The 25,056-nt window shown below is 70.5% G+C and carries 2 protein-coding genes; both read right to left on the bottom strand.

The features are described from left to right. Positions 1–162 precede the first annotated feature (162 nt). Positions 163–11,718 carry a non-ribosomal peptide synthetase gene (locus tag BTN82_RS17285; protein ID WP_075120339.1) on the bottom strand — a complete coding sequence of 3,852 codons (11,556 nt, stop codon included), beginning with the start codon at positions 11,716–11,718 and terminating at the stop codon, positions 163–165. Beyond that, positions 11,715–24,815, bottom strand: coding sequence for a non-ribosomal peptide synthetase (locus tag BTN82_RS17290; protein ID WP_075120340.1), 13,101 nt, complete (start codon positions 24,813–24,815; stop codon positions 11,715–11,717). The genes BTN82_RS17285 and BTN82_RS17290 overlap by 4 nt, the downstream gene beginning before the upstream one ends. Between the last annotated feature and the right edge of the window lie 241 nt (positions 24,816–25,056).

A 25,056-nucleotide genomic window follows, 5' to 3' on the forward strand; every position in this document is an offset into this window, starting at 1 on the left:
GGTGACCACACATCCGTTGAGGGTGGGCCCGGCTACTGCCGGGCCCCACTGCGAAGCACCCTATTGCCGTCATGAGCGGTGCTTCCCGTTGAACCAAGCGGGCCGGCGGGCCGTGGAGCCGGCCGCCGATCCCGTCCGTGACGCGTTGTCGCCACGCCCGCCCTATGACACCCCCTCTCCCGTCGGCACCGACCGGCCCTCGTGCCACCAGGCCGCCAGGCTCGCCACATGGGGCGCCTTGAGCAGGCTGAAATGGTTGCCGGGGCCATGCCAGACCTCCAGCCCGGCCACCTGCCCGCGCCAGCCCTCGACCATGGCCTGCTGCTCCCGTCGGTTGCCGGCGGCATCCAGGCCCGGGTCGTCCGCCAGCACCAGGCGCGCCCGGCCCTGGTAGCGTTGGCGCGGCTGATACAAGGTGCGCAGGGCGCTGGCGAAGGTGCGGGCCGGCCCGTGCATGGCCTCGGGCGTGGAGCGCGGCGACATCAGGCCGACGCGGACCATGCCGGCATGCAACTGCTCCAGCTGCGCCACGTCCTCGGCCATGGCGAACGCCCGCGGGTCGATGCCCAGGGATTGGCCCGAGGCCAGTTGCATGGCGTCGATCAGCCGATGCAGGGCCGCGGTGGTGGTATAGGGCTTGCCGACCACGCCGTCGCCGCCCGGGGCTTCGCTGTCGATCAGGGTCAGGGACGCCACCTCGCGCCCCTTGGCCTCTAGCAGCACGGCCATTTCGAACGCCACCCAGCCGCCGAAGGAATGGCCGATCAGGTGCAGCGGCCCCGTCGGGTACTGCTGCTCCAACGCGTCGAGGTAGTACGCCGCGGCGCTCTCGACCCGGCTGTGGGGCACCGCGTCGCCCTCCAGGCCGCGAGGTTGCAGGCCGAGGATCGGCCAGTCCGGGCCCAGGGCGTCGGTCAGGCCGATAAACCCGGTGACGCTGTCGCCGGCCCCCGGCACGCAGACGATCGGCCACTGCCCCGCCGCCCCGCCCTGGATCCTCAGCACCGGCTGATAGGGCGTTCGCGGCGCCGCCGCGGCATGCTCCGCCGCCGAGGCCTGCAAGGCTTCGCCCATGGCCCGGCCGAGCGCCCGGATATGCGGCGCCTGCATCATGCTCTGGTGGTCGCCCGGCACGTCGATCGCCCGCAGGCGATCCGCCGCCAGCACCGCGTCCCAGCCCAGCCGCCGGCTGCGCCGCGACAACTCGGTGGGCCGCTCCTCGGCGCAGAACAGGTGCACCGGCAGCGGGTAGGCGGCCAGGCTGTAGTGCGCCAGGGCATGGCCGTGGCCGACTTCGCGTTCGAGGAAATACAGCAGGTCGGTGTCCGACGCCGCGGCCATCTCCGGGTACAGCAGCTGTTCGCTGCGGCAGCGGCGCAGCAGCGCGGCGACGTCCAGCTCGTCCAGTTGCCGCTGCAAGCCGTCGAGGCTGGCCAGCGCCGCGCCGCCAGCGGCGCCCTGGGCTTTCCAGTACAGGCTGCATTGCAGCAACAGGTGCAGCTTGAGGGCGTTGTCGCCGGACCAGCGCGCCTTGCCCTGGTCGGTCAGGCGCGGCACGTAGCTGTCGATCAGGCCGAGGAATTCCACCGGCTGGTCCTGGCCGATCAGTTGCAGGGCGATCTCGTAGGCCAGTACCCCGCCGAACGACCAGCCCGCCAGGCGATACGGCCCTTCGGCCTGGACCCCGCGGATGATCGTCACCAGGCGCGCAGCCAGGCATTGCATGGTGTGCAGCTGCGGCTGGCCGAGGGCGACCCCGGGCAGGCCGTAGATCGGGAAGTCGCCGGGAATGTGCTGGCCCAGCGCCGGGAAATACACATCCAGGCCGCTGAATTCATGGACCAGGAACAGCGGCGGCTGGCTGCCGCCGCTGCGCACCCTGACCAGCGTCTCGTCGCGTTGCGGGGCGGCGTCGCGCTGGCCCAGCAAGGCGGCGACCGAGGCGACGCTGGCGTGCTCGAACAGCTCGGCCAGGGTCAATTCCAGGCCGGCCTCTTGCAGCAGGTTGACCAGGCGGATCGCCAGCAGCGAATGGCCGCCCAGCTCGAAGAAACTGTCGTGGCGCCCGACCTGCGAAAGCTTCAGCACCTCGGCCCAGGCCTGCGCCAGGCGCTGCTCCAACGGGCCGACCGGGGCCTCGTACACCGCGTGCGCCAGGGCGTCCAGTTGCGGCGCCGGCAGCGCCTTGCGGTCGACCTTGCCGTTGCCGGTCAGCGGCAACCGCTCCAGCAGCACATAGGCCGCGGGCACCATGTAGTCCGGCAGGCGGCCCTGCAGATAACCCCGCAACTGCTCGACCGACACCGGCCGCTCCAGGCTGCAATACGCCACCAGGCGCTTGTCGCCGGGCTCGTCCTCGCGGGCCAGCACCACCACTTCCCTGACCCCCGGGCACGTCGCCAGGCGCGCTTCGATCTCGCCCAGCTCGATGCGAAAGCCACGGATCTTCACCTGGTCGTCGTTGCGCCCCAGGCACTCCAGCAGGCCCTGGTCGAGCCAGCGCCCAAGGTCGCCGGTGCGGTACATCAGGCCATCCGGCCGCGGGTTGAACGGGTCGTGGAGAAACTTCTCGGCGGTCAGCGCGGCCCGGTTCAGGTAGCCCTTGGCCACGCCGTGGCCGCCAATGTAGATCTCGCCCACCACGCCCTGGGGCACCGGCTGTTGCCGGGCGTCGAGCACATACACCTGGGTGTTGGAGATCGGCCGGCCCACCGGCACGCTCTCGGCGTCCGCCGCCAGCGTTCGCACCTCGTGGGTGGTGGCGTAGGTGGTGGTTTCGGTGGGGCCGTAGCAATGCACCAGGCGCAGGTCCGGCGCCTGCGCCAGCAAGCGCCGGAACGCCGCCGGGTCGGCCCGTTCGCCGCCGCACAGGAGAATCCGCAGGCCCTTGAGGGCCTCGGGAATCAGCTGCACGTACTGGTTGAACAGCGCCGTGGTGACGAACAGCACGCTGCTGCCGGTGCTTTTCAGCGCCGCGCCGAAACGCAGCGGGTCGAGCAGCGTGTGATGGTCGATCACCTGCACCTGGGCGCCGTTGAGCAAGGCGCCCCAGACGTCCATGGTGCTGGCGTCGAACGCCGGGTTGGAGGCGAACGCCACGCGGTCGCCGGCGTTGAAATCGGCGTAGCCGTTGTTCAGCACCAGGCGGGTGATGCCCCGGTGCGGCACCAGCACGCCCTTGGGGGCGCCGGTGGAACCGGAGGTGTACATGATGTACGCCACCGCTTCGCTGGATTGCTCCAGCCCCGGGTCGTGGTTCGGCTGGCCGGCCAGGTCCAGGCGGTCCAGCTCGACCCGGCGCACCGCGCCGCCCAGGGTTTCGTCGCTGCGGGTCAGCAACAGCGCCGCCTGGCAGTCCTCGAGGATGAACCCCTGGCGCTCGGCCGGCGCATGGCGGTCGAGCGGCACATAGACCGCCGCGCACTTGCAGACGGCCAGCTGGCTGACCAGCAAGTCCAGGGAACGCTCCAGGAGAATCGCCACCGTAGCCCCCGGGCACACGCCCAGGGCCAGCAGATGGTGGGCCAGCCGGTTGGCCCGGGCGTTGAGCTGGCCGTAGCTCAGCGCCTGCGGGCCATGCACCGCGGCCGTGGCCTCGGGGCGGGCCCGGGCCTGGGCCTCGAACAGCCGGTGCACGGTCTGCTCGTGGGGGAAGTCGCGGGCGCTGGCATTGAAGCCCTCGAGCAGTTGCCGGCGTTCCTCGGCGCCGAGAATCTCCAGGGTTTCGACCGGTGTCTGCGGCGCCTGCTCCAGGGCCTGCGCCAGGTGCTCCAGGACCACCTGCATATAGCCGCAGATGCGCTGCGCGCCGATGCCCGGCAGCGCCAGGGCGGTCAGCTGGAAATCCTCGCCCAGGTCGTCGACGCTCAGGGTCAGCAGGTAGTTGCTGCGCTCTTCGGCGTTGAGCAATTGCATGCCCTGCCAGGCCGTCGCGGCAGCGTCCGCCAGCGCCTCGGCCGGGGCGCTGTGGCGGTAGTTGAGCAAGGTGCTGAACAGCGGCGTGGCCGGCGCCACCGCGCTGCAACGCTGCACCAGCGCCAGCGGCGCATGTTCGTGGCCGAGCAACTGGCTCAGGCGCCCGTGGGTGGCCAGGGCCGCTTCGGCCACCTCCTGGTCGGCCAGGTCAACCCGCAGCGGCAAGGTGTTGATAAACACCCCCAGCGCCCGCTCCGCGCCTTCGCCGCCCTGCATCCGCCCCAGCAGCACGGTGCCGAAGACCACCGACGACTGGTTCGACACCCGGCTCAGCAGTTGGGCCCAGGCCAGGTGCATCAGGCTCGCGACGCCGATCCCCAGCTGCCGGGCCTGGACCCGCAGGCGGCGGCTCAAGCCGCTGTCGAGCAGCACCTGCGCGGCTTCGCTGTCGCCCTCGCCGGTCGGCGCCGCCAGGGCGAACGGCCGGGTCGGTTGGTCGAAGTCCGCCAGCATCTGGCGAAAGAACGCCTCGTGCTCCTGCTCGCCGACGCCCAGGCGGGTCTGGGCCACGTAGTTGCGGTACGGCACCGCCGGCCCCAGGTGTTCGCCCTCGCCCAGCAGCCAGGCCTGCATTTCATACTGCAGCACCTCCAGGGCGAGGTGGTCCATGACCAGGTGATGGAACAGCAGCAGCGCCACCACGCGCCGGTTGACCGGGTCGTGGGCGTGCACCAGGCGCAGCAGCGGCGCCTGGGCGAGGTCCAGGCGATACTGGCGCGGCTCGAAACGCGCCTGCAACTGGCCCAGTACATCGCCCTGCGCGGCGTCCACCGCCACCGCCTCGCAGACCAGCGGGGCCTGGCGCCAGACCACTTGCACCGGTTCTTCCAGGCCCTTCCAGTGCATCGAGCTGCGCAGGATGTCGTGGCGCTCGATCACCGCTTGCAAGGCCAGGACAAACGCCGCCAGGCGTTCCGGGCTGGCAAAGGCGAACTGCGCCTGGAGCACATAGGGGTCGCCCTGGCGGGCGGCGATATGGTGATAGAGGATGCCCGCCTGCAACGGCGCCAGGGCGTAGATGTCCTGCACGTTGGCGACGCCGCCGGGCACGCTGGCGACAAGGCGCTCGATGGCCTCCTGGTCGAGGCTGGCCAGCGGCAGCATCGCCGGAACGATCCGCTCGGCCCCGGGGACGATGCCGTTGGCCGGCACCGCCACCTCGCGCCCGTCGCCCACGGCCGCCGCCAGCGCGGCCAGGGTCGGCTGGCCGAACAGCACCCGCACATCCGCCGCCAGGCCGACCCGGCGCATCCGCGCGATCAGGTTGACCGCCAGCAGCGAATGCCCGCCCAGCTCGAAGAAATGGTCGTGCCGCCCCACCCGTTCCAGGTTCAACAACTCGGCCCAGATCTGCGCCAGGAGGATCTCGGTATCGCCCACCGGCGCCTCGTACTCGCGGACCCGCAACGCTTCCAGGTCCGGCGCCGGCAGCGCCTTGCGGTCCAGCTTGCCGTTGGGGCTCAGGGGCAAGGCATCCAGCGGCACGAACGCGGCCGGCAGCATGTACTCCGGCAACTGCTCCAGCAGGTGGCTGCGCAGGGCTTCGGCCTCCGGCGCGGCGTTCGCCGCCTCGGTGGTGTAGTACGCCACCAGGCGCTTGTCGCCCGGCACATCCTCGCGGGCCACCACCACCGCCTCCTTGATCCCGGGGAACTGGGTCAGGCGCGCCTGGATCTCTCCCAGTTCGATGCGCAGGCCGCGGATCTTCACCTGATCGTCGTTGCGCCCCAGGTACTCGATCACGCCGTCCGGCAAGTAACGGCCGACGTCGCCGGTGCGGTACATCCGGGCCTGCGGCTCGTCGCGGAACGGGTCCTTGAGAAAACGTTCGGCGCTCAGTTGCGGGCGATGCAGATAACCGCGCGCCACTTGCACCCCGCCGATATACAGCTCGCCCACCACCCCCAGCGGCACCGGCTGCAACTGCTCGTCCAGCAGGTACATTCGGGTGTTGGCGATCGGTTTGCCGATCGGCGTGTTGTCCGGGGTCTGCTCGACAGGGCCCGCGCAGTGCCAGGCGGTGACGTCCACCGCCGCCTCGGTCGGGCCGTAGAGGTTGTGCAGCTCAGTGCCCGGCAATTGCGTCTTGAAACGCCGCACCAGGCTGCCCGGCAAGGCTTCGCCGCTGCAAAGCACCCGCGTCAGGCCGGCGCAACGTGCGCTGTCGCCGTGAGCGAGGAATACGTCGAGCATCGACGGCACGAAGTGCAAGGTGCTGATCTTTTCGGCCTCGATCACCTCGCCCAGGTAGGCCGGGTCCTTGTGGCCTTCGGGGCGGGCCATCACCAGCCGCGCGCCGGTCATCAGCGGCCAGAAGAACTCCCAGACCGAGACGTCGAAGCTGAACGGGGTCTTTTGCAGCACCGCGTCGGCGGCGTCCAGGGCGTATTCCTCCTGCATCCACAGCAGGCGGTTGACCACCGCGCGATGCTCGTTGATCACCCCCTTGGGCTTGCCGGTGGAACCGGAGGTGTAGATCACGTAGACCAGATGCCGCGGGGTCAGCTCGGGAATCCGCGGGTTGTCCAGCGACCGGTCCTGCCACAGCGGCCGCTCCAGGTCGATCACCGGCACCTCGCCGAGCAAGCCGCGGGTCGCGCCCTGGGCCAGCACCGCCACCGGCGCGCTGTCCTCGAGCATGTAGGCGATGCGCTCCGGCGGGTACGCCGGGTCCAGCGGCACATAACCGCCGCCGGCCTTGAGGATCGCCAGCAGGCCCACCACCATCTCCAGCCCGCGCTCGACGCAGATCGCCACCCGCGAATCCGGGCCCACGCCCTGCTCGCGCAGGTAATGCGCCAGCTGGTTGGCCCGCTGGTTGAGGGCGCGGTAGCTCAGCGACTGCGCGCCGGCCTTGACCGCCAGCGCCTCGGGCGTGCGCTGCGCCTGGGCCTCGAACAACCCATGGATGGTTTGCTCCAGGTCGTAGTCGCGGGCGGTGGCATTGAGGCCTTCCAGCAACTGCCGGCGCTCGCGCTCGTCCAGCAACGCGACCTGCTCCAGCGGCGCCTGATCGTTGCCGACCATGGCCTGCAACAGCCGGGTGAAGTAGCCGAGGTAGCGTTGCAGGGTGGCGGCGTCGAACAGCGCCGTGGCGTATTCCAGCGAACCGCCGATGCGCCCGCGCACCTCGCCCAGGCTCAGGGACAGGTCGAACTTGGCCACTTCACCCGCCGCCGCCAGCCCTTCCAGGCGCAGTTCGCCCAGCTCCAGTTGCGGGCCGTCGTGGTTTTCCCAGCTCAGCAGGGTCTGGAACAGCGGGCTGTGGGACAGGCTGCGCACCGGCCGCAACAGCTCCACCACCCGCTCGAACGGCAGGTCCTGATGGGCCTGGGCTTGCAGGGTGCAGGCCTTGACCCGGGCCAGCAGCGCCTCGACGCTCGGCGCGCCCGCGGTGTCGATCCGCACCGCCAGGGTGTTGACGAACAGGCCGATCAGCCCTTCGACTTCGGCGTTCGCGCGGTTGGCCACCGGCGAGCCGATCACCACCTCGGCCTGTCCGGCCAGACGCGCGAGCAACTGCGCCCAGGCCGCCATCATGACCATGTACAGCGTGCAGCCATGGCGCTGGGCCAGGGCCTTGAGCGCGGCGCTCAACGGCTCGTCCAGTAGCACCTCGAGGCGTTGCCCCCGGTGGTCCTGCTGCGCCGGGCGCGGGCGGTCGGTGGGCAGCATCAGCAAGGCCGGCGCCCCGCCCAGGGCCTGTTGCCAATAGGCGCCCTGGCGTTGCAGCAGCTCGCCGTCGAGCCAGCGCCGCTGCCACAGGGCAAAGTCGCCGTACTGCACCGCCAGCGGCGGCAGCGGGTCGTCCCGGCCCTGGCTGAAGGCCTGGTACAGCGCCGTCAGCTCGCCGGTCAGCACGCCCATGGACCAGCCGTCGGTGATGATGTGGTGCAGGGTCAGGAGCAAGACATGTTCGTCGTCGGCCAGCGCCAGCAGCCGCCCGCGCAACAGCGGCCCGCGCTGCAGGTCGAACGGCTCGGCGGCCTCCTCCCGCAGCAACGCCTGCACGGTCTGCTGGGCCTGGGGCCGATGGCGCAGGTCCTCGACGGGCAGGTCCAGCGCCTCGTCGGCGGCGGCCAGCAGCACCCGCGGCTCGTCGTCACAGGCGACAAAGCGGCTGCGCAGGCTTTCGTGGCGCGCGACGATCCGCGCCAGCGCCCGTTGCAGCGCGCTCACGTCGAGCCGCCCGCGCAGGCGCAGGCCCAGGGGAATGTTGTAGGTGGCGCTGGCGCCGCCCATCTGTGCCAGGAACCACAGGCGTTGCTGGGCGAACGACAGCGGCAGCGGCTCGTCGCGCGGCGCCGGCAGGATCGGCGGCAGCGTGCTGCGCCCCGCCTCCGCCAGCACCCGGGCCACGGCCGCCAGCTCGGCATTGGCGAACAGCTCGCCGAGGGCCAGCTCCACCCCGAGGCGCTGGCGGACCTGGGAGACCATGCGCATCGCCAGCAGCGAGTGGCCGCCCAGCTCGAAGAAGTGATCCTGGCGCCCGACCCGCTCGACCTTGAGCACCTCGGCCCAGATCTGCGCCAGGGCCTGTTCCAGTTCGCCTTGCGGGGCCTCGTAGGCGCGGGAGAACAGCGCGTCGTCCTGGGGTTTGGGCAGGGCCTTGCGGTCCAGCTTGCCGTTGGCGGTCAGCGGCAGGCTGTCGAGCGGCACATAGGCCGTCGGCACCATGTAGTCGGGCAACCGGGCCATCAGGCAGGCCCGCAGTTCGCCCACCGCCAGCGCCTCGACCTGCGGCTGCGCGGTGAAATACGCCACCAGCCGCGGGTGCCCGGGCTCGTCCTCGCGGGCCAGTACCACAGCTTCCTGGATGCCCGGCAACTGGTTGAGGCAAGTCTCGATTTCCCCCAACTCGATCCGCACGCCGCGGATCTTCACCTGGTCGTCGTTGCGCCCCAGGTACTCGATGCTGCCATCGGCCAGCCAGCGCGCCAGGTCGCCGGTGCGGTACAGACGGGCATCGGCCAGGTCGCTGAACGGATCGTCGATAAAGCGCTCGGCGCTCAGTTCCGGACGGTTCAGGTAACCCCGGGCCACCCCGGCGCCGCCGACGTAAAGTTCGCCCGCCACGCCCACCGGCACCGGTTGCAACTGCTCGTCCAGCAGGTAGACCCGGGCATTGGCCACCGGCTGGCCGATATGCAACGGCCCTCCCGCCTCGACGCGCCCGGAGGTGGCGACCACCGTGGCTTCGGTCGGGCCGTAGTTGTTGATCACCGCGAAGCGCTGGTTCCGGGCGAACTGGCGCAGGCGGTCGCCGCCGATCAGCAGGGTGCGCAGGGTCGGGTGCTCCTGATCCTGGCCGAAGGCGTATTCGGCCACCGGGGTCGGCAGGAAGCTGACGTCCAGCGGCTGGGCGCGCCACCAGTCGAGCAGCGCGTCGATCTGTTCGTTGCCCAGCTCGGCCGGCGGCAGGTGCAGGGTCGCACCCACGCACAGCGCCGGCCAGACCTCCCAGGCCATGGCGTCGAAACCGAAACCGGCGACGCTGGAGGTGTGGCTGCCCGGGCCCAAGTCGAACGCCGCGCAGTGCCAGTGCACCAGGTTTTCCAGGCTGCGGTGCTCGACCATCACGCCCTTGGGCAGGCCGGTGGAGCCGGAGGTGTAGATCACATAGGCGAGGTTCGCCGGGCTCAGCCCGGGCACCTGCGGGTTGTCTGGCGAATGCGCCTTGCCGTCGAACGTATCGAGGGCGATCACCGGCACGGTCAGCGCCGGCAACCGCGCCAGCAGCCCGGACTGGCTCAGCACCGCCCGCGGCGCGCTGTCCTGCAACAGGTAGGCGATGCGTTCCGCCGGGTGCGCCGGGTCCACCGGCACATAGGCGGCGCCGGCCTTGAGGATCGCCAGCAGCCCGACCAGGGTCTCCAGGCCGCGGCGGGCAACGATGGCGACCCGCTCGTCGGGCCCGACCCCGAGGGTGCGCAGGTGATGGGCCAGGGCATTGGCCCGCGCGTTCAACTCGGCATAGCTCAGCGACTGCTCCAGGCAGACCGCCGCCAGGGCGTGCGGGGTCGCCGCGGCCCGGGCCTCGATGCGCCGGTGCACGGTCTGCGGCGCGGGGAATTGCCGATGGCTGGCATTGAAGCCATGCAGCAGGTGCTCGCGCTCGGCCGGCGCGAGGATCGACAGCTGTTCCAGCGCCCGCTGCGGGGCCTGCTCCAGGGCCTGGACCAGTTGTTCCAGGGCCGCCTGCATATAGCCGCAGATCCGCGCCGCGTCGACCGACTCGACGGCCAGCAGGCTCAGGCTGAACCCTTCGCCCAGGTCGTTGACGCTCAGGGTCAGCGGGTAGTTGCTGCGCTCGTGCGCGCTGAGGTTGCTGATGCCCTGCCAGGCCGCGCTCGGCTCGACGGCGGCCGGCGCGGCGCTGTGCCGGTAGTTGAGCAAGGCGCTGAACAGCGGCGTCGGCGCCGCCACCCCGCTGCACCGCTGGGCCAGGGCCAGGGGTGCGTGTTCGTGGCGCAACAAGGCGGTCAGGCGCCCGTGGGTGGCCTTGAGCGCGTCCTGCACCGACTGCGCGCCCAGGCTCACCCGCAGCGGCAAGGTGTTGATGAACATGCCCAGGGCCCGGTCGTTGTCGCCGCCGCCCTGCATACGCCCCATCAGCACCGTGCCGAACACCACCTGCTGGCGGCCCGACAACGCGCCCAGCACCAGGGCCCAGGCCAGGTGGAACAGGCTCGCGGCGCTCACCCCCGCCTGCCGCGCCTGCTGGCGCAGCCCCTGGCTCAGCGGCGCGGCGAGCGGCAGGTCGAATTCGCCGATGGCGCTGCCGTCGCCTTGCACGTCCTGCAAACCGAACGGCAGGGTCGGCTCGTCGATATCGCCGAGCATCTGGCGAAAGAACGCCTCATGTTCCTGCTCGCTGGTGCCCAGGCACGCCTGGGCCACGTAGTTGCGAAACGGCACCGCCGGCCCCAATTGCCGGCCCTCGCCCGAGAGGAACGCCTGGAGCTCGTGGCGCACCACGTCCAGGGCGCTGTGGTCCAGGGCCATATGATGAAACAGCAAGACCGCCACCACCCGCTGGCGCGCCGGGTCGGAGGCGTGCATCAGCCGGATCAGCGGTGCCCGGGTCACGTCCAGGCGGTAATGCCGGGGGTCGAACGCCGCGCGCAACTGCTCGGCCACCTCGCCGGCCGCCGGGTCGAGGCCGATCTCCTCGCACACCAGCGCGGCCTGGCGCCAGACCACTTGCACCGGCTCCTCCAGGCCCTGCCAATGCACCGCCGTACGCAGGATGTCATGGCGGTCGATCACCCCCTGCAAGGCTTCGGCAAAGGCCGCCAGGCGCCCGGCATCGGTAAAGGCGAACTGCGCCTGGAGCACATAGGGGTCGCCCTGGGCGGCGCTCGCGTGGTGATAGAGGATGCCTCGCTGCAACGGCGCCAGCGGGTAGATGTCCTGCACGTTGGCCACCCCGCCGGGAACGCTGGCGACAATACGGTCGATGGCCTCCTGGTCGAGGCTGGCCAGCGGCAGCATGGCCGGGGTGATCCGCTCGGCGTCGACGGCGATCACGTTGGCCGGCACCTCGACCTGCCCGGCCTTGCTCGCGCTGTAGTCGCCGGCGCGGATCAGCTCGATCAGCGCCGGCTTGTGTTCGCGCAGCAGGGCCAGCACCGCCGGTTCGCTCAACGCTTGCTTGTTGCCTTGCACCAGCAGTTGATCGCCCTTGAGCGCCAGTTGAATATCCTTGGCTTTCAGTGTCGCCAACAGTTCGAGCATGCTCACAGGACGATCTCCATTCGTTCGGTAATTGCGGCGTATCCAGCCAGGGTCGGCTGTTCGAATAACGCCCTGACATCGGCTTCCATGCCTTCCTGGCGCAAGCGGCCGACCAGGCTGACGGCCAGCAGCGAATGCCCGCCCAGCTCGAAGAAATGGTCGTGCCGCCCCACCCGCTCCAGGTTCAACAACTCGGCCCAGATCCGCGCCAACAGGATCTCGGTATCGCCCACCGGCGCCTCGTACTCGCGGACCCGCAGCGCTTCCAGGTCCGGCGCCGGCAGCGCCTTGCGGTCCAGCTTGCCGTTGGGGCTCAGGGGCAAGGCCGGCAGCGGCACGAACAGCGCCGGCAGCATGTACTCCGGCAGCTGCTCCAGCAGGTGGCTGCGCAGCGCTTCGGTTTCCAGGGCCTGGCCTGCCACCTGGAGGGTGAAATAGGCCACCAGGCGTTTGTCCCCCGGCACATCCTCGCGGGCCACCACCACTGCTTCCTTGACCCCAGGGAACTGGGTCAGGCGCGCCTGGATTTCCCCCAGCTCGATGCGCAAGCCGCGGATCTTCACCTGATCGTCGTTGCGCCCCAGGTACTCGATGACGCCGTCCGGCAAGTAGCGGCCGACGTCGCCGGTGCGGTACATCCGGGCCTGCGGCTCGTCGCGGAACGGGTCCTTGAGAAAACGTTCGGCGGTCAGTTGCGGGCGATGCAGATAGCCGCGCGCCACCTGCACCCCGCCGATATACAACTCGCCCACCACCCCCAGCGGCACCGGCTGCAACTGCTCGTCCAGCAGGTACATTCGGGTGTTGGCAATGGGTTTGCCGATCGGCGTGTTGTCCGGGGTCTGCTCGACAGGGCCCGCGCAATTCCAGGCGGTGACGTCCACCGCCGCCTCGGTCGGGCCGTAGAGGTTGTGCAGCTCAGTGCCCGGCAATTGCGTCTTGAAGCGCCGCACCAGGCTGCCCGGCAAGGCTTCGCCGCTGCACAGCACCCGCGTCAGGCCGGCGCAGCGTGCGCTGTCGCCGTGAGCGAGGAATACGTCGAGCATCGACGGCACGAAGTGCAAGGTGCTGATGTGCTCGGCCTCGATCACCTCGCCCAGGTAGGTCGGGTCCTTGTGGCCTTCGGGGCGGGCCATCACCAGTCGCGCGCCGGTCATCAACGGCCAGAAGAATTCCCAGACCGACACATCGAAACTGAACGGGGTCTTTTGCAGCACCGCGTCGGCGGCGTCCAGGGCGTATTCCTCCTGCATCCACAACAGGCGATTGACCACCGCGCGGTGTTCGTTGATCACCCCCTTGGGCTTGCCGGTGGAACCGGAGGTGTAGATCACGTAGACCAGATGCCGCGGGGTCAGCTCGGGAATCTGCGGGTTGTCCAGCGGCCGGTCCTGCCACAGCGGCCGCTCCATATCGATCACCGGCACGTTGCCCAACAGATGGCCGGTCGCGCCCTGGGCCAGCACCGCCACCGGCGCGCTGTCTTCGAGCATGTAGGCAATGCGCTCCGGCGGGTACGCCGGGTCCAGCGGCACGTAACCGCCGCCGGCCTTGAGGATCGCCAACAGGCCCACCACCATCTCCAGCCCGCGCTCGACACAGATCGCCACCCGCGAATCCGGGCCCACGCCCTGTTCGCGCAAGTAATGCGCCAGCTGGTTGGCCCGCTGGTTGAGGGCACAGTAGCTCAGCGAGTGCGCGCCGGCCTTGACCGCCTGGGCCTCGGGCGTGCGTTCGACCTGGGCCTCGAACAGCCCGTGAATCGTCTGCTCCAGGTCGTAGTCGCGCGCGGTGGCGTTGAAGCCGTCCAGCAGCTGCCGACGCTCCTCGGCGGTGATCACCGGCAAGCGCTCCAGCGCCGTTTGCGGCGCCTGCTCCAGGGCCTCCACCAGCCCTTGCAGGGCGGTCTGCATGTAGTCGCAGACCCGTTGCGCGCCGATCCCGGCGGCCACCAACGCGGTCAGCTCATAGCCGTCGCCGAGGTCGTCGACGTTGAGGGTCAGCGGGTAGTTGGTGCGCTCGTCGCTGGCCAGGGTTTCGATCCCCTCCCAGGCCTGTTGCAGCGCCGGGTGCGGGGTAGCGCTGTGGCGGTAGTTGAGCATGGCGCTGAACAACGGCAGCGGCGCGGCGACGCCACTGCAACGTTGCGCCAGGGCCAGGGACGCGTGTTCGTGCCCCAGCAATGCCGTCAACCGGGCATGGGCGGCGCGCACGCCGGCACGCACGTCCAGCCCATTGATATCGACCCGCAGCGGCAGGGTATTGATAAACATCCCCAACGCCCGGTCGGCCCCCGCGCCGCCTTGCATCCGGCCCACCAGCACCGTGCCGAACACCACGCTGCGCTTGCCCGAAGTGGCGGCCAGCACCTGGGCCCAGGCCAGATGGAACAGGCTGGCGGTACTCACCCCCAGGCACCGCGCCTGGCTTCTCAGGGCCTGGTTGAGGGACGCCGGCAGGTGCAGCCGCCGCTCCTCGATCCCGTGCCCATCGCCCCGCACATCCTGCAAGCCGAAGGCCAGGGTCGGCTCGTCGATATCGCCGAGCATCTCGCGGAAGAACGCCTCATGTTCCTGCTCGCTGGTGCCCAGGCGCGCCTGGGCCACATAGTTGCGAAACGGCACCGCCGGCCCCAGTTGCCGGCCCTGGCCCAACAGGAAAGCCTGGAGTTCGTGACGCACCACGTCCAGCGCGCTGTGGTCCATGGCCAGGTGGTGGAACAGCAACACCGCCACCACGCGAGCGTGGGCCGGGTCTTCGGCGTACATCAGCTGGATCAGCGGCGCCCGGGCGATATCCAGGCGGTAGTGCCGGGCATCGAAGCGCGCGTGCAGTTGCGCCAGCACCTCGCCGCCGGCCGGGTCGCACGGCACCTCGCGCACCGCCAGCGGCGCTTCGCGCCAGACCACTTGCACCGGCTGGCGCAAGCCTTCCCAGACCACCCCGGTACGCAGGATGTCGTGGCGCGCGATCACCTGTTGCAGGGCCTGGCTGAAGGCCTGCAAGCGCTCCAGGCTGGCGAACGCCAGTTGGGCGTGCAGCAGGTAGGGATCGCCCTGCTCGGCCATGATGTGGTGGTAGAGAATGCCCTCCTGCAACGGCGCCAGGGGGTAGATGTCCTGCACATTGGCGGCGCCGCCCGGGACCGTCTCCAGCACCCGGTCGATGGCGCCCTGGTCCAGCGCCACCAGCGGCAGCAGGTCCGGGGTGATGCGCTGGCAGTCGACGCCGATGCGGTTGGCCGGCACCTCGACTTCGCGGCCGTTGCCCACCGCCGCGGCCAGCGCCGCCAGGGTCGGCTGGCTGAACAGCACGCGCACGTCGGCGCCGAGGCCGAGCTGGCGCATGCGCTCGATCACGCTCACCGCCAGCAGCGAATGGCCGCCCAGCTCGAAGAAGTGGTCGTGCCGGCCGACCCGCTCGACCTTGAGCACGTCGCTCCAGATCGCCGCCAGGGCGACCTCCACCTCGCCTTCGGGGGCCTGGTAACCGCGGCTGAGCAAGGCGCTCGCTTGCGGATCCGGCAGCGCCTTGCGGTCGAGCTTGCCGTTGGCGGTCAGCGGCAGGCTGTCCAGGCGCACATAGGCCGCGGGCAGCATGTACTCGGGCAGGCGCCCTTGCAGGTGCTCGCGCAACGCGTCGCTCGCCACCTCGCCCTGGGCGCTGAACCAGGCCACCAGGCGCCCGTCGCGCACCAGCACCACGCATTCGCGCAGCGCCGGGTGGCTGGCCAGGGCCGCTTCGATTTCCCCCGGTTCGATACGCATGCCGCGTACCTTGACCTGGTCGTCGTTGCGCCCCAGGTAGTCGATGCTGCCGTCGGCCAGCCAGCGCGCCAGGTCGCCGGTGCGGTACAGGCGGGCATCCGGCTGGCTGTCGAACGGGTCCTGGATAAACCGTTCGGCGGTCAGTTGCGGACGGTTCAGGTAACCCCGGGCCACCCCGGCGCCCCCCACGTACAGCTCGCCCGCAACCCCCACCGGCACCGGTTGCAACTGCTCGTCCAGCAGGTAGACCCGGGCATTGGCCATGGGCTTGCCGATATGCAGCGGCTGCCCCACGGCCATCCTTCCTGAGGTGGCCACCACCGTGGCCTCGGTCGGGCCGTAGTTGTTGATCACCGCGAAGCGCTGGTTCCGGGCGAACTGGCGCAGGCGGTCGCCGCCGATCAGCAGGGTGCGCAGGGTCGGGTGCTCCTGGTCCTGGCTGAAGGCGTATTCGGCCACCGGGGTCGGCAGGAAGCTGACGTCCAGCGGCTGGGCGCGCCACCAGTCGAGCAGCGCGTCGATCTGTTCGTTGCCCAGCTCGGTCGGCGGCACATGCAGGGTCGCGCCCGCGCACAGCGCCGGCCAGACCTCCCAGGCCATGGCGTCGAAGCCGAAACCGGCGACGCTGGAGGTGTGGCTGCCCGGGCCCAGGTCGAACGCCGCGCAGTGCCAGTGCACCAGGTTTTCCAGGCTGCGGTGCTCGACCATCACGCCCTTGGGCAAACCGGTGGAGCCGGAGGTGTAGATCACATAGGCCAGGTGGGTCGGGCCCAGTCGCGCCAGCCAGGGGTTGGTCACGGGGCGGTATTGCCAGTCGCGGGACGCCAGGTCGATCACCGGCAGGCCCTCGCCCAGCAACCCGAGGGTGGCCTCTTGCGCCAGCACCGCCACCGGCGCGCTGTCCTGCAACAGGTAGGCGATGCGTTCGGCCGGGTGCGCCGGGTCGATCGGCACATAGGCGGCGCCGGTCTTGAGGATCGCCAGCAGGCCGATCAGCATCTGCGGGCTGCGGCGCACGCAGAGGGCGATCCGGTCGTCCGGCTGCACGCCCCGGGCCAGCAGGTGCCAGGCCAGTTGGTTGGCCGCCTGGTTGAGCTGGCGGTAGGTCAGGCGGTGCTCGCCCTGCAACAGCGCGATGGCGTCCGGGGCCGCTTCGGCGCGGGCCTCGAACAGGCCGTGGACGGTCTGCCCGCGCGGGTAATCCGCGGCGCTGGCGTTGAAGCCCGACAGCAGGCGCTCGCGTTCCGCCAGCGGCAGGATCGACAGCCGTTGCAGCGCCAGCTCGGGCGTGTGCTCCAGGGCTTGGGCCAATTGCTCCAGCACCTGCTCCAGGTACTGGCAGATGCGCGGCGCGCCGACGCTCGCCAGCGTCAGCACATGGAGGCCGAAGCCTGCGCCGAGGTCGTCGACGCTCAGGGTCAGCGGGTAGTTGCTGCGCTCTTCGCCGCCCAGCAGCTCGACGCCCTGCCAGATGCCCTCCCCGGATTGCGCCAGGTCCTGCGGCCGGCTGTGGCGGTAGTTGAGCAAGGCGCTGAACAACGGCGCCGCGGCTGCCACCCCGCTGCACCGCTGGGCCAGGGCCAGGGACGCGTGTTCGTGGCCGAGCAGCGCGCTCAACCGGGCGTGGGTCGCCTGCACCGCGGCCTGCACCCCCAGGCCGCGGTCGACCCGCAGCGGCAAGGTATTGATAAACATCCCCAGGGCCCGGTCGGCCCCGGCGCCGCCCTGCATACGGCCCATCAGCACCGTGCCGAACACCACCTCGCGGCGGTTGGCAAGCTGCCCCAGCACCTGGGCCCAGGCCAGGTGCATCAGGCTCGCCGCGCTCACCCCCAACTGCCGGGCCAGGGCCCGCAGGCGCAGGCTCAGCGCGGCGTCCAGGCTCAGCTCGGCCTCCTCGATATCATGGCCGTCGCCTTGCACGTCCTGCAGGCCGAACGGCAGGGTCGGCTCGTCGATATCGCCGAGCATTTCGCAAAAAAACACCTCGTGCTCCTCCTGCGCCGCGCCCAGGCGTGCCTGGGCCACGTAGTTGCGATAAGGCACCGGGGCGCCCAGGCGGTCGGCCTCGCCGAACAGCAAGGCGCGCATTTCCTCGCCGACCACGGCCATCGCCGTGTGATCCAGGGCCAAGTGATGGAACAGCAGGATCGCCACCAGCCGCCCGTTGTCCGGGTCTTCGGCGTAGACCATGCGCAACAGCGGCGCCTGGCTCAGGTCGAGACGGTAATGGCGGGCGTCGAAGCAGCCGTGCAACTGTTCCAGCACGTCGCCGGCGGCCGGGTCGAGCGGCACCCGTTGCAGGGGCAGCTCGGCCTCGCGCCAGACCACTTGCACCGGCTGCTTCAGGCCCTCCCAGAGCACCGCGGTGCGCAGGATATCGTGGCGCGCGACGACCTTCTGCAAGGCCCCGGCAAAGGCCTGCAAGCGCGCCAGGCTGTCGAAGGCCATGCGCGATTGCAGCAGGTAGGGGTCGCCCTGCCCGGCGCTGATGTGGTGGTAGAGAATGCCTTCCTGCAACGGCGCCAGGGGGTAGATGTCCTGCACATTGGCGGCGCCGCCGGGCACCTGGGCGACGATGCGCTCGATCTCGGCCTGCTCCAGCTGCACCAGCGGCAGCAGGTCCGGGGTGATGCGCCGGCAGTCGGCGCCGATACGGTTGGCCGGCACCGCGACTTCGCGGCCGCTGCCCACCGCCGCGGCCAGGGCCGCCAGGCTCGGCTGGCGGAACAGCACGCGCACGTCGGCGCTGAGGCCGATCTGGCGCATGCGTTCGATCAGGCTCACCGCCAGCAGCGAATGCCCGCCCAGCTCGAAGAAGTGGTCATGACGGCCGATGCGCTCGACCTTGAGCAACTCGCTCCAGATCCGCGCCAGGGCGATTTCCAGCGCGCCCTCTGGCGCCTCGAAGCCGCGGTCGAGCAAATCCTCGCGCGCCGGCGCCGGCAGCGCCTTGCGGTCGAGCTTGCCGTTGGCGGTCAGCGGCAGGCGGTCCAGGCGCACATAGGCCGAAGGCACCATGTAGTCGGGCAATTGCTCGTGCAGATGGGCGCGCAGGCGCTCGATGTCCGGCGCCGGGACGTCGGCCGTCACGGTGAAATAGGCCACCAGGCGCTTGTCCCCCGGCTCATCCTCGCGGGCCAGCACCACGCTCTCCCGCACGCCCGGGCAAGACGCCAGCCGCGCTTCGATCTCGCCCAGCTCGATGCGCAACCCGCGCAGTTTCACCTGCTGGTCGTTGCGCCCCAGGTAGAGCAAGGTGCCGTCGGCGCGCCACGCCGCCAGGTCGCCGGTGCGGTACAGCAAGCCCGGCGCCTCGCCGGCCGCCGCCTGGCTGAACGGGTCGGCGATAAACGCCTGGGCGGTCAGTTGCGGTTGGTTCAGGTAGCCCTTGGCCACGCCGTCGCCGCCGATGTACAGCTCGCCGACCGCGCCGATCGGCAGCGGTTGCCGCTGCGCGTCGAGCACGTAGGCGCGGCTGTTGCCGATCGGCCGGCCGATGGGAATGCCGCCCGCCTCCACCGCGGCGATTTCGAAGGTGGTGGAAAAGGTCGTGGCCTCGGTCGGCCCGTAACCGTTGAGCAGGTGCCGCGGCGCGCCCTGTTGCAAGACCCGGGCGATTACCGCCGGGTCGAGCACGTCGCCGCCGACGATCAGGTAGCGCAGTTGGCCGAACGCCGCCATCAGGCCGTCGGCGTACTGGTGGAACAGCCCCGCGGTCAGCCACAGCACGCTGACCCGCTGCGCTTGCAACAGCCGGGAGAAATGGTCGCGGGCCAGCAGCACGTCCTGCTCGACCACCACCGCGCAACCGCCGTTGAGCAAGGGCGCCCAGACTTCCAGGGTGCTGGCGTCGAACGCCGGGTTGGAGGCGAACGCCACGCGGTCGTGCGGGTTGAAATCGGCGTAGCCGTTGTTGATTACCAGCCGCACGATTGCCCGGTGCGGCACCAGCACGCCCTTGGGCGTACCGGTGGAACCGGAGGTGTACATGATGTACGCCAGCGCCTCGGACGATTGCGCCAGCCCCGGGTTGTGCTCCGCCAGGCCGGCGGGCGCCGGCAGGTCCAGGTCGATCCGCGCGACGCGGTGGCCGCACGCCTCGCGGCTATGGCTCAACAGCACTTTCGCCGCGCTGTCGTCGAGCATGAAGGCCTGGCGTTCGGCCGGCGCCTGGGCGTCCAGCGGCACATAGACCGCGGCGCATTTGCTCACTGCCAACTGGCCGACCAGCAGGTCCAGGGAACGTTCCAGCAACAGCGCCACCCGGTCCCCCGGCGCCACGCCGAGGCCGATCAAGCGGTGGGCCAGCTGGTTGGCGCGACGGTTCAGCGCGTCGTAGCTCAGGCTCCGCGCGCCCTGCACCGCCGCCTCGGCCTCGGGCCGCAGCCGCGCCTGGGCCTCGAACAGGCCGTGCACGGTCTGCGTGCGCGGGTAGTCGCGCCGGGTGGCGTTGAAGGTCAGCAACAGGCGCTGGCGTTCTTCATTCGACAGTATCGTCAGCTCGCGCAGCGGCCGGTCCGGCGCCTGTTCCAGGGCCTGCGCCAGCCCCTGCAAGGCACTGTGCATGTAGCCGGCCACGCGCGGGCCGTCGACCTCGGCCAGGGTCTGCACCACCAGCTCGAAGGCGTCGCCGCGGTCGTCGACATTGAGCACCAGCGGGTAGTTGCTGCGCTCTTCAGAGCTGATGATCTCGATCCCGTCCCAGGCCACGGCGTCCACCGAGGCGACGTCTTCGGCGGCGCTGTGGCGGTAATTGAGCAGGCTGTTGAACAGCGGCAGCGACGCCGACACGCCGCTGCAGCGCTGGGCCAGGGCCAGGGAGGCATGCTCGTGGCCGAGCAGTTGCGCGAGGCGCTGGTGGGTGGCGCGCACCCCGTCGCGCACGCCCAATGCGCCGAGGCCAAGCCGCAGCGGCAAGGTATTGATAAACATCCCCAGGGCCCGGTCGGCGCCTGCGCCGCCCTGCATCCGGCCCAGCAGCACGCTGCCGAACACCACGTCGTCGCGGCCGGTGACCTGGCTCAGCACCTGGGCCCACGCCAGGTGCACCAGGCTCGCGGCGCTGACCCCGAGTTGCCGCGCCTGCGCGCGCAGGCGCTTGGCCAGGGCGGCGTCCAGGCCCAGGTGCGTCTCGGCGATGCCGCTGCCGTCGCGGTTGACGTCCCCCAGGCCGAAGGCCAGGGTCGGCTCGTCGATGTCGCCGAGCATCTCGCGAAAGAAGGCTTCATGGGCCTGCTCGCTGACCCCGAGCCGGGCCTGGGCCACGTAGTTGCGGTACTGCGCCGCGGCGTCCAGCGGCCGGGCCTGCCCCGCCAGGCTGGCGCTCATGTCCGCCACCAGCGCGGCCAGCGCGGTGTGGTCCAGCAGGATGTGGTGCAGCAGCAAAATCCCCAGCCAGCGCCCGTTGCGCTCATCGCGGGCATAGGCGAAGCGCATCAGCGAGGCGCGGCCCAGGTCCAGCCGGTAATGCCGCGGGTCGAAGCGCTGCTGCAACTGGCCCAGGACGTCGCTGTCGGTCTGCGGTTCCAGTTGCTCGACCACCAGCGGCGCCTGGCGCCAGACCACTTGCACCGGCTCGTCCAGGCCTTCCCAGTGCACGCTGCTGCGCAGGATGTCGTGGTGTTCGATCACGCTGTCCAGGGCGCCGACGAAGGCCTCGACCTGGTCCCGGCCGCGGAAGGCGCACTGCACTTGCAGCACATAGGGGTCGCCCTCGGCGCTGGCCAGGTGGTGATAGAGAATCCCCGCCTGCAACGGCGCCAGGCCATAGACGTCCTGCACATTCTCGACGCCGCCGGGAATGCCGGCGACCAGGCGGTCGATGGCGGCCTGGTCGAGGTTCGCCAGGGGCAGCAGGTCCGGGGTGATGCGCGCGCAGTCGGCGCCGATGCGGTTGGCCGGCACCGCCACCTCAGGCTGCCCGCCAACGGCCGCGGCCAGGGCGGCCAGGGTCGGCTGGCCGAACAGTACGCGCACGTCGGCGCCGAGTTCGACCTGGCGCATGCGTTCGATCAGCTTGACCGCCAGCAGCGAATGCCCGCCCAGTTCGAAGAAATTGTCGTGGCGCCCCACGCGCTCGACCTTGAGCAGCTCCTGCCAGATCGCCGCGATGCGGCTTTCCACCGCGCCCCGCGGCGCCTCGAATTCGCGCCGGGCCAGGGCCGCGCTGTCCGGCGCCGGCAATGCCTTGCGGTCGAGCTTGCCGTTGGTGGTCAGCGGCCAGGCGTCGAGCTGGACGAAGGCGCTGGGCAGCATGTAGTCGGCCAGCGACAGCAGCAACTGGTCGCGCAGGGCCGCCGCGTCCAGCTCAAGCCCTTCGGCGGCGATCAGGTAGGCCACCAGGCGCCGCTCGCCGGGTTCGTCCTCGCGGGCGATCACCAGCGCCTCACGCACCCCGGCGCAGGCCGCCAGCCGCGCCTCGATTTCCCCCAGCTCGATCCGAAAGCCGCGGATCTTCACCTGATCGTCGTTGCGCCCCAGGTACTCCAGGTCGCCCGCGGCGTTCCAGCGTGCCAGGTCGCCGGTCTTGTACAGGCGCTGGCCGTCTTCGCGGAACGGGTCGCGGATAAAGCGCTCGGCGTTCAGTTGCTCGCGGTTCAGGTAACCGCGCGCCACCCCGGCGCCGCCGACATACAGCTCGCCGACCACCCCCAACGGTACCGGCTCGCGCTGCGCGTCGAGCACATACAGGCGCAGGTCGGGGATCGGCCTGCCGATAGGGCTGGCCCCGCCCATGGGGCTACCGCCCGGGCCCTGGGCGTCCGCCGCTTCCAGCGGGCGGTAGGTCACGTGCACCGTGGTTTCGGTGATGCCGTACATGTTCACCAGCTGCGTGCCGGCATTGCCGATGCGCGCGTACCAGGGCTTGAGCATGCCCGGATCCAGGGCCTCGCCGCCGAAGATCACCTGGCGCAGGGAATGCTGCAACGGGCTGCGTTCCTGGGCCGCGATCAGCTGGCGGAAGGCGCTCGGGGTCTGGTTGAGAATGCTCACCCCCGCCTCGCACAGCAGCGCGTAGCACTCGTCCGGCGAGCGGCTGAGCAACTGCGGCACCACCAGCAACTGGCCGCCGTGGATCAGCGCGCCCCAGATTTCCCAGACCGAAAAGTCGAAGGCGAAGGAATGGAACAGCGCCCACACATCCTGCGGGTTGAAGTCGAACCAGGCCTGGGTGGCCGAGAACAGCCGCGCGACGTTGCGGTGCTCGATCATCACGCCCTTGGGCAAGCCGGTGGAGCCGGAGGTGTAGATCACATAGGCCAGGTGCGCCGCGGTCAGCCCCGGCACTTCGGGGTTGTCGGGGGACTCCAGGCGCAGCTCGGGGCTGTCGAGGTCGAGCAGCGCCAGCGGCGAATCGCCCAGCAAATGCCGGGTGCCGGCCTGGACCAGCAGCGCCACCGGTTCGCTGTCGCCCAGGGTGTAGCGGATGCGTTCCTCGGGATAGGCCGGGTCGATGGGCACATAGCCGGCGCCCGCCTTGAGGATGCCCAGCAGGCCGACGATCATCTGCGGCCCGCGCTCGACGCAGATCGCCACCCGGTCGTCCGGGCGGATGCCCAGGGCCAGCAGGCGGTGCGCCAGCTGGTTGGCGCGCGCGTTCAGTTCGCCGTAGGTCAGGCACTGGCCTTCGTGGATCAGCGCCACGGCCTCGGGCCGGGCCGCGGCCTGGGCTTCCACTTGCTGATGGATCAGGGCGCTGTCGGGAAACGCGCGCGGGCTTGGGTTGAGGCCGTCCAGCAGTTGTTGGCGCTCGGCGGCCGGGAGGATGTCCAGGCCCTGCAACGGCGCGTCCGGGTTCTGCTCCAGGGCCTCGGCCAGGCTTTCCAGGGCGGTGCGCAGGTAACCGCCGACGCGCGCGGCGCCGATCTCGGCGGCGACCAGCAGGGTCAGGCGAAAGCCTTCGCCGAGGTCGTCGACGTTGACCGTCAGCGGGTAGTTGGTGCGCTCCTCGGCACCCAGCACCTGGATGCCCTCGGCGATGTCGATCACCGCGGCCGTGTCGCCGGCGGCGCTGTGCCGGTAATTGAGCATGGCGCTGAACAGCGGCGTCGGCGCGCTCACCGCGCTGCAACGCTGGGCCAGGGCCAGGGAGGCCTGCTCGTGGGCCAGCAGCGCGGTCAGGCGCTGGTGGGTCGCCTGCACCGCCGCCCGCGCGCCCTGCTCGCCGACGTCCACCCGCAGCGGCAGGGTATTGATAAACATGCCCAGGGCGCGCTCGGCGCCTTCGCCGGCGTCCATGCGCCCCAACAGCACGGTGCCGAACACCACCGCGGCGCGCCCCGACACCTTGCCCAGCACCATGGCCAGCGCCAGGTGCATCAGGCTCGCGGTGCTCACCCCCAGTTGCCGGGACTGGCCGCGCAAGCGCAGGCTCAGGCCCGCGTCGAGGTCGAGGCGCAGCTCCTCGATGCCGCGGCCGTCGCCCTGCACGTCGCGCAGGCCGAACGGCAGGGTCGGCTCGTCGATGTCGCCGAGCATCTGGCGAAAGAACGCCTCGTGCGCCTGCTCGTCCGCCCCCTGCCGCGCCTGGGCCAGATAGTCGCGAAACGGCACGGCGGCGGCCACGCCCTCGGCCCGGCCCGACAGGTGCGCGTGGATTTCCTCGCGCACCAGGTCCAGCGCCGTATGGTCCATGACCGTGTGATGGAACAGCAGCATGCCGACCAGCCGCTGCTGCTCCGGGTCTTCGGCGAACACCAGGCGCAGCAGCGGCGCCTGGCGCAGGTCGAGGCGGAAGTGCCGGGCATCGAAACGCGCCCGCAGTTGCGCCAACGCATCGCCGCCGACCTCGAAGCGAACCTCTTCGCAGGTCAGCCGCGCCTCGCGCCAGACCACCTGCACCGGCGCATCCAGGCGCTCCCAGAACAGCGCGGTGCGCAGGATGTCGTGACGTTCGATCACCCATTGCAGGGCCTCGGCGAAGGCTTCCAGGCGCGCGCGGCTGGCGAAGGCGAACTGCGCGTGCAGCACGTAGGGGTCGCCCTGCTGCGCGGACAGATGGTGGTAGAGCATGCCCTCTTGCAGCGGCGCCAGCGGGTAGATGTCCTGCACGTTGGCCGCGCCGCCCGGCACGCTGGCGACGATGCGCTCGATGGCCGCCGGGTCCAGCTCCACCAGCGGCAGCATGTCCGGGGTGATGCGAAACGCCGGGCTCAGCCAGTCGCCGCCGTGGCGGGCCACCAGCTCCAGCAGGCGCGCCTTGTGCGCCACCAGGTTGTCCCACAACGCATCGTCCAGCCCCTCGTCGTCCCCCAGGATCACCAGGTCGCCTTCTTCCTGTTGAAGACGGATCGGGTGGGTGGAAATAATTGCCATCAATTCGCTGAACTGCATTGAGTAACCTGCTTTAAATTCGCCAAGGGTTGAGGAGAAATTCCGTTTTTCAGCTGCAACCTGATGCCCGCGCCTCGACCCGTTGCGCCCTGCGCTCCCAACCTGCCCGGTTGGAAAACGACAGGGGCAGCGAGCCCGACGGTGCTGTCCCGCAGGCCTGGAAAACTAAAACATCCGGGTGCGACCGTCTGACACGGGAAGCCGGGACAAGCCCCCGGCCCGACGCCGCGCCGCCCTGGCA

Source organism: Pseudomonas chlororaphis, assembly GCF_001921865.1.
GTDB classification, from domain to species: domain Bacteria; phylum Pseudomonadota; class Gammaproteobacteria; order Pseudomonadales; family Pseudomonadaceae; genus Aquipseudomonas; species Aquipseudomonas chlororaphis_D.